This window comes from Virgifigura deserti (assembly GCA_003576685.1).
GTDB lineage: Bacteria > Pseudomonadota > Alphaproteobacteria > Dongiales > Dongiaceae > Virgifigura > Virgifigura deserti.
Genome location: QOZR01000019.1, coordinates 51,614 through 59,448, shown reverse-complemented (window position 1 = coordinate 59,448; position 7,835 = coordinate 51,614). Strand labels below are relative to the sequence as shown.

General features: G+C 66.0%; 7 protein-coding genes. 3 read left to right on the top strand and 4 right to left on the bottom strand.

The window, feature by feature from the left end; translation table 11 throughout:
• On the bottom strand, window positions 1-212 hold a 212-nt coding region (gene ccmD / locus DT069_RS23370), incomplete at its 3' end, for a heme exporter protein CcmD (protein ID WP_119462762.1).
• Between the two features lie 94 nt (window positions 213-306).
• On the bottom strand, window positions 307-1,059 hold the full coding sequence (locus DT069_RS23365) for a heme ABC transporter permease (RefSeq protein ID WP_425450502.1): 753 nt from the start codon (window positions 1,057-1,059) through the stop codon (window positions 307-309).
• Between the two features lie 118 nt (window positions 1,060-1,177).
• Here DT069_RS23365 and DT069_RS23360 point away from each other — a divergent pair, with 118 nt between their 5' ends.
• Complete coding sequence (locus DT069_RS23360) at window positions 1,178-1,831, top strand: glutathione S-transferase family protein (RefSeq protein WP_119462758.1); 654 nt, start codon at window positions 1,178-1,180, stop codon at window positions 1,829-1,831.
• Here the strand turns inward: DT069_RS23360 and ccmB are convergent.
• The gene (gene ccmB / locus DT069_RS23355) at window positions 1,828-2,490 is read right to left on the bottom strand and encodes a heme exporter protein CcmB (RefSeq protein WP_119462757.1); all 663 of its coding nucleotides are present in this window, start codon (window positions 2,488-2,490) and stop codon (window positions 1,828-1,830) included. The two genes, DT069_RS23360 and ccmB, sit on opposite strands and share 4 nt — an antisense overlap.
• A complete protein-coding gene (gene ccmA, locus DT069_RS23350; RefSeq protein ID WP_119462756.1) occupies window positions 2,487-3,182 on the bottom strand; it encodes a heme ABC exporter ATP-binding protein CcmA in 696 nt (231 codons plus the stop codon). The genes ccmB and ccmA overlap by 4 nt, the downstream gene beginning before the upstream one ends.
• 486 nt (window positions 3,183-3,668) lie before the next feature.
• On the opposite strand from ccmA, the gene acnA reads away from it, so the two are divergent.
• Together acnA and DT069_RS23340 are read left to right on the top strand one after the other, a co-directional pair.
• The gene (acnA, locus tag DT069_RS23345) at window positions 3,669-6,383 is read left to right on the top strand and encodes an aconitate hydratase AcnA (RefSeq protein WP_425450501.1); all 2,715 of its coding nucleotides are present in this window, start codon (window positions 3,669-3,671) and stop codon (window positions 6,381-6,383) included.
• Between the two features lie 207 nt (window positions 6,384-6,590).
• Window positions 6,591-7,826 carry a sensor histidine kinase gene (locus tag DT069_RS23340; protein ID WP_119462754.1) on the top strand — a complete coding sequence of 412 codons (1,236 nt, stop codon included), beginning with the start codon at window positions 6,591-6,593 and terminating at the stop codon, window positions 7,824-7,826.
• Window positions 7,827-7,835: the final 9 nt, after the last annotated feature.

The window sequence follows — 7,835 nt, the reverse complement described above, 5'->3', positions numbered from 1 at the left end:
CGCGCTCCGCGTCCGGCCGAGGCGGCCGCCCGAGCCGGCGCGGCCGACGGGCCGGCTTTGCGCTGGAGGCGCGCCAGCGCCGCCTCGCGCCGTCGCAAGGCGCGCAGGCTGACGCCGAGCATGCCGGCCAGAACGATGAAGGTGACGGCGAAGGCCGGCCAGACGAAGGCCGCATATCCTCCCATCGCCAGGAATGCTGTAATCGAATTCACCGCTGTCCTGCGAAAATCGCCCTTCTTATAACAGACCTTCCAGTGGCAATGGCAGCGACCGGCTGCCGCACCCCAACCATGCCCGGATCGGACTTCAGCCGCGGATCTGCGCCATTTGCGCCGTGCGCAATTTGGCTGCCACCACTTCGGACTTTACGCGCAGCAGCAGCACCGTGACGAAATAGGCCGTGAAGCCCAGCCCCATCAGCAGCAGCGGCGTCAGCATCGCCGGGTCGATCGCCGGCGCGTCGAAGCGGCTGATGCTCGCCGGCTGATGCAGCGTGTTCCACCAATCGACGGAGAACTTGATGATCGGCACATTGACGAAGCCGACCAACGCCAGGATCGCGGCGGCGCGGGCACCCCGGGTCGGATCGTCGAAGGCGTTCGCCAGCGCGATATAGCCGAGATACAGGAAGAACAGGATCAGCACCGAGGTCAGCCGCGCATCCCAGACCCACCAAGTGCCCCACATCGGCTTGCCCCACAGCGATCCGGTGACCAGCGCGATAAAGGTGAAGCCGGCACCGATCGGGGCGGCGGAGCGGGCGATCAGATCGGCGAGCGGGTGCCGCCAGATCAGCGCCGTCGCGCTGGCCACCGCCATGCAGGTATAGACGAACAGCGCCATCCAAGCAGCCGGCACATGCACATACATAATGCGCACCGTCTCGCCCTGCTGATAGTCGGGCGGCGAGGCGAACAAGGCGAAATAGAGGCCGGCGACCAGAAGCAGTGCGGTCGCCGCGGCGCTCCACGGCAAAACCGCGCCGGCGATCCGCATGAAGCGGCTGGGATTAGCGAAGCGATGCAGCATGACGGCAGTTATATGGCAGTATGGGACCAGACTGCCAAGCTTTCCGGGCAAATCTGCTATCTCGGGGAACTCGGTAACGCAGTCTTGATCGCGGGCCCGGCCTGAACCGACTATAGCGGCCTCCTCATCACGGCAGGGTGCGCACAGGATGACTCCGGACCGCAGCGTTACGCTTTATTATTCCCCGAACACCAGATCGTTGGGCGCCCTCACCCTGCTGGAAGAGCTCGGCGTGCCTTACGAGCTGCATGTGCTCGACATGAAGGCCGGAGAGCAGCGCCAGCCGGCCTATCTTGCCATCAACCCGATGGGCAAGGTGCCTGCGCTGAAGCATGGCGAGGCGATCGTCACGGAACAGGTCGCCGTCTTCCTTTATCTCGCCGACCTGTTTCCGGAGGCTGGGCTGGCGCCGCAAATCGGCGATCCTCTGCGCGGGCCCTATCTGCGCTGGCTGGTCTATTACGCCGGCTGCTTCGAGCCGGCGGTCGTCGACCATGCGCTCAAGCGGGAGCCGGCGCCACCGGCGATGTCTCCCTATGGCGACTACGACACGATGCTGAAGACGCTCGTCGACCAACTCGGCAAGGGACCATATCTCCTGGGCGACCGCTTCTCCGCCGCGGATGTTCTATGGGGTACGGCCCTGACCTGGACGATGGGATGGAAGCTGGTGCCCGATCTTCCTGAGATCACGGCCTATGTGAACCGCGTGAATGCGAGGCCGGCAGTCGCCAGGGCCAGAGCCAAGGAGGCGGAACTTGCCGCTGCTCAGGAGGCGGCGCCCGAGGCGAAGCCGAACTAATCGAGTGCCTGGCGCAGCGCGGCGGCGGTGGCCCAGGGGGCGAGCGGCAGGGCGGCGAGCAGGAGGCCGCCCAGTATCAGGAGATGCGGCCGCGGCGGCAGCCCGGCGATGGCGGCATCGATCGCGCTGACGCCGAAGATCAGCACCGGGACATAGAGCGGCAGGATCAGGAGCGGCAGAAGGACTCCGCCGCGGCGGGCGCCGAGCGTCAGCGCTGCCCCGATGGCGCCGACCAGGCTGAGGACCGGCGTGCCGAGCAGCAGCGCCAGAACCAGAACGCCGAGGCCGCTCGCCTCCATGCCTAGCAGCAGTCCGAGCACAGGTGCGGCCAGCAGCAGCGGCAGTCCGGTGGTCAGCCAATGGGCCGCGACCTTGGCCAGCACCACGAACTCGAGCGGCAGCGGTGTCAGCGCAAGCTGGTCGAGGCTGCCGTCCTCGGCATCGGCGAGGAATAGCCGCTCGAGCGACAGCAGCGCGGCGAACAGCGCCATCACCCAGATCACGCCGGCGCTGATCCGTGCCAGGATGTTCGGCTCTGGCCCGACACCGAGCGGGAACATCACGACGGCCAGCACGAAGAACATCAGGACCGTCGCGGCATCCGATCCCTGGCGCAGCGACAGCCGCAGGTCGCGGGCGATCAGATGAAGGGCGATCATGGCGAGTCTGCTTCAAGGGCTGCTGGTTCAAGCACCGCTGGCGCGAAGTCGGCCAGCGAGAGTCGGACCGCTTGCGGTAGCCCGAGATCGTCGTGGCTCGACAGGACGACGCTACCGCCCGCCGCCCGCTGCGCGGCGATCGCGTCGATGAGCTGGCCGATGCCGGCTGTGTCGAGGGCGGTCGTCGGCTCGTCGAGCAGCCAGAGCGGCGCCGGCGTCGCGAGAAGCCGGGCCAGTGCAAGGCGGCGGCGCTGGCCGGCCGACAGAAGCCGCGCCGGCAGGTCTGCCAGCGGCTCGATCCCGAACCGGGCGAGGGCACCGCGCAGACTGTCCGCCGCGCCCGGCTGATCCGCAACGCCGGATCGCATCCGGGCCCAGAACCGCAGATTCTCCTCGACGGACAGTGTCGGCTTGACGGCGTCGGCGTGTCCCAGGAAGTGAAGCCGCCGGCGATGGGCCTCCGGCTCCTCGGCAATGGCCGCGCCGTTCCAGCGCAGCTGCCCTTCGGCGGGCCGCAGCAGCCCGGCCATGCAGCGGAGCAGGGTCGACTTGCCGCTGCCGTTCGGCCCGGTCAGCAGCAGGGCGCCGCCGGACCGGACGGAAAAATCGAGCTTGTGGAACACCATCCGCTGGCCGCGGACGCAGAGCAGGTTATGGCCGGTGAAGCTGTTCACCGGACGAGCATGTGCCATGCCGGCCGGGTGTTCGCAAGAGAGTCGGGCGCAAGGGAGTCTTGTTTTTCAAGAAGAATGCGCCGCGTTCCGTGGGATGGACCGGAACGCGGCGCGGAAGTCTCGACAGGGGCCGGGGGTCGGTCCGGCACCTATCCTCGCTCCAGTCTGAGGGGGCTAATCGAGGCCGACTGGCAAGCCTCCGACAGAGAGGGAAGTCTCCGTACGGCGCGCAGGATGCCGGGGCTATATGGCGCCAATGCGCCGCGAAAATGGCAAAACTATGGTATTCCCCTGCTATGGTCCGGCCGAGCAATGGCGAACATGATCGTCGGGCAGGAGTAATATTGGTGCGATTAGCGGTTCATTCACGTCAACGCTTGGAAACCAAGCGTTAGCGACGGGGATTTAGGGTCCCGCATTTTCCGGAGGCTATTCTGCGCCGGTCGATGTCGCCATATAGTGACGAAGCAGCGGACGCCAATTCGTGGGGTCCGGAGAGGGAGAATTGATGTGACTGCGGGAATCGACAGTTTAAAAACCCGCCGCACCTTGAAGGTCGGCAACAGGTCCTACGATTATTTCAGCATCAAGGCAGCGGAGAAGGCCGTCGGGGGCGAGTTTTCCCGCCTGCCGGTTTCCTTGAAGATCCTGCTGGAGAACCTGCTGCGGCATGAGGATGACCGCACCGTCACCGTGGACGACGTCAGGGCGCTCGACACATGGGTCAAGAAGCGAAGCTCGGACCGCGAGATCGCCTATCGTCCCGCCCGCGTGCTGATGCAGGACTTCACCGGCGTCCCCGCGGTGGTCGATCTGGCGGCGATGCGTTCGGCGATGGCGGCGATGGGCGGCGATCCCGAGATGATCAATCCGCTCTCCCCGGTCGATCTGGTGATCGACCACTCGATCACGGCCGACAGCTTCGGCACGCGCCGGGCGCTGGCCGAAAATGTCGAGACGGACTACGAGCGCAACGGCGAACGCTATGGATTCCTGCGTTGGGGGCAGACGGCGTTCGATAATTTCAGCGTCGTCCCGCCGCATACCGGCATCTGCCATCAGGTCAATCTGGAATATCTCGCGCAGGTCGTGTGGACCGCGAAGGTCAAGGACCCGAAGAAGGGCGTGCGGACACTGGCCTATCCCGACACGCTCGTCGGCACCGACAGCCATACGACGATGGTCAACGGCCTCGCCGTGCTGGGCTGGGGCGTCGGCGGTATCGAGGCGGAGGCGGCGATGCTCGGCCAGCCGATCTCGATGCTGATCCCCGAGGTCGTCGGCTTCAAGCTGACCGGCAAGCTGAAGGAAGGGACGACGGCCACCGATCTGGTGCTGACGGTCACGCAGATGCTGCGGAGCAAGGGCGTCGTCAACAAGTTCGTCGAGTTCTACGGCCCCGGCCTCGACGATCTGTCGCTGGCCGATCGCGCGACCATCGCCAACATGGCGCCGGAATATGGCGCGACCTGCGGCTTCTTCCCGATCGATCAGGAGACGCTCAAATATCTGAAGATGACCGGGCGCACCCCGGCCCGCATCGCGCTCGTCGAAGCCTATGCCAAGGCGCAGGGCCTGTGGCGCACCAAGCGCACACCCGACCCGGTCTTCTCCGACACGCTGGAGCTTGACATCGGCACCGTCGAATCGAGCCTCGCCGGCCCGCGCCGCCCGCAGGACCGGGTGCCGCTGTCGACGGCCGCAGAGGCTTTCAAGAAGGACGTCGTGGAGGTGTTCGGGCGCAACAGCGTCGACGAGCCGCGGGTCCCCGTCGAGGGCGGGGACTACGACCTCGGCGACGGCGATGTGGTCATCGCCGCGATCACTAGCTGCACCAACACCTCGAACCCCCATGTCATGCTGGGCGCGGGGCTGGTGGCGCGCAACGCGGTCAAGCTCGGCATGAAGGTCAAGCCGTGGGTCAAGACCACGCTGGCGCCCGGCTCGAAGGTGGTCACCGACTACTTCGCCAAGAGCGGGCTGCAGAAGGACCTCGACAAGCTCGGCTTCAACCTGGTCGGCTATGGTTGCACCACCTGCATCGGCAATTCCGGGCCGCTGCCCGATCCGATCGCCGACGCGGTGACCAAGGGCGACCTGGTCGTCGGCGCGGTACTGTCGGGCAACCGCAATTTCGAGGGGAGGATCAATCCGCACACGCGCGCGAACTATCTGGCGTCGCCGATGCTCGTCGTGGCCTACGCCCTTGCCGGCTCGATGAAGATCGATCTGCTGAAGGACCCGATCGGCGAAGACCGCAAGGGCAGTCCCGTCTATCTGCGGGACATCTGGCCCTCCAACGAGGAGATCGAGGAGACCGTGCGCCGCGCCGTCGCGCCGACCATGTTCCGGAAGCAGTACGGCAACGTCTTCGAGGGCGGCAAGCAGTGGCGCCGGGTCCAGACGGCGAAGGGCCTGACCTATGAATGGGAGTCGGACTCGACCTACATCCAGAATCCGCCCTATTTCGAGGACATGTCGATGGAGCCGGGCGCGATGCATGACATCACGCAGGCCCGCGTGCTGGCGCTGCTCGGCGACAGCATCACCACCGACCACATCTCCCCCGCCGGTTCGATCAAGAAGGACTCGCCGGCCGGGCGGTATCTGATCGAGCATGGCGTGAGCCCGCTCGACTTCAACTCCTACGGCGCGCGGCGCGGCAATCACGAGGTGATGATGCGCGGCACCTTCGCCAATATCCGACTTCGCAACGAGATGGTGCCCGGCGTCGAAGGCGGCGTGACCCGGCATATGCCGGACGGCGGGGTGATGTCGATCTATGACGCGGCGATGAAGTATCGCGACGAGGCCCGCCCCCTGGTCGTCGTTGCCGGCAAGGAATACGGCACCGGCTCGTCGCGCGACTGGGCGGCGAAGGGCACGCTGCTCCTTGGCGTGCGCGCCGTGATCGCCGAAAGCTTCGAGCGGATCCACCGCTCCAATCTGGTCGGCATGGGCGTGCTGCCGCTGCAGTTCAAGCCGGGCATGACCCGCAAGACCTTGAACCTGGACGGCAGCGAGATCTTCGACATCGCCGGCCTTACGGGCAAGATCAGGCCGGGAATGGATCTCGGCTGCCGGATCACCCGCGCCGACGGGACGCGCGAGGAGATGACGCTGCTCTGCCGGATCGATACGCTGGACGAGGTCGAATACTACCGTCACGGTGGTATCCTGCGCTTCGTCCTGCGCAATCTGAATCAGCAGGCGGCCTGATTGGCGACCCGGCCACCGGCGGGCTCGAAACCCGATCCCGCCGGTGGCCGGTCATCACCTTCGCCTCTGTAATTTTCCCAGGTTTCACAATACTGTAACAACAGCATTCAGCGGTTCTTAACGTCCCGCGGCCATCTTCGCCGGGCCTTTAGGGTACGATTAGAGTACGATCCGATCAGGCCCCAAACCGACGCGGGAATCCACTCCTTGAGCAGCGAGCAGGACGGAGAAATCTGGCGTGTCCGCTCGCTCACCATCGCCGCTCCGCCGGTGAGCGCGGCGACATTATGCATCGAAGTCCAGGAGATCCTGACCGAGCGGCCCGACCTGCCTGTGCTGCCGGTCGTAGAAGGCGACCGCCCGATCGGCTTGATCGAGCGGTTCGACTTCTTTGCCAAGTTCGCGCGCCCCTTCTATCGCGAGCTTTACGATCGCCGGCCGGTGACGGCCTTGATGAACCGGCGACCACTCGTCGTCGAGGCGCGGATGACCTTGACCGAGCTCAGCGCGTCGCTGCGGCTGGACGGGTCGGATGCGCTCACCGCCGGGTTCATCGTCACGGAGAACGGTGGGTATCTCGGCATCGGAACGATGCTGGAGCTGGTCGGCCGGATCGCCGAGCATGCGGTGCGCCGCGAACGGGAGGCGGAGGCGGCGTGGCGCCGTGCGGAGCAGGCGAACGCAGCCAAGTCGCAGTTCCTCGCCAATATGAGCCATGAGCTGCGCACGCCGCTCAACGCGATCATCGGGTTCTCGGAGGTGATGAAGCAGGAGGTGTTCGGCCCGATCGGCAATCCCTCCTATCGCGACTATGCCGGTGACATCCATCAGAGCGGCATGCACCTGCTGGCCCTGATCAATGATATCCTCGATCTCTCGAAGGCCGAGGCCGGGCGTCTCGATATCGACGAGGAGCCGGTCGACCTGTCGGAGATCGTGGCGGCCTCGCTGCGGATGATGGAGACCGTCGCGGCAAAGGCGCGGGTGCTTCTGATCGACCGGACGGCACCACCGCTCCCAACGGTCCGCGCCGACGGGCGCAAGCTGCGCCAGATCCTGCTGAACCTGCTCAGCAACTCGGTCAAGTTCACGCCCGCCGGCGGTCATGTCGTCCTGCGGGCGCAGCGAAGCGAGGATGGCTGGCTCACGCTGTCCATCGCGGACACGGGCATCGGCATCGCCAGCGAGGACATCCCGAAGGCCCTGGAGCCGTTCGGTCAAGTCGCGAACGCGCAATCGCGCCGGCATGAGGGATCCGGGCTTGGCCTGCCCTTGACCAAGCGCCTCGTGGAGCTGCATGGCGGTCAGCTCGAACTGCGGAGCGCGCCGGGACAAGGGACCACCGCGATCATCAGCCTGCCGCCGGAGCGCATTCTCCGGCCGGAGGCCGATGCCGCGGTAGCACCCATTTCCCGTGACGGACTGTTCTCTACCGGACCGTGATGCGCAGCG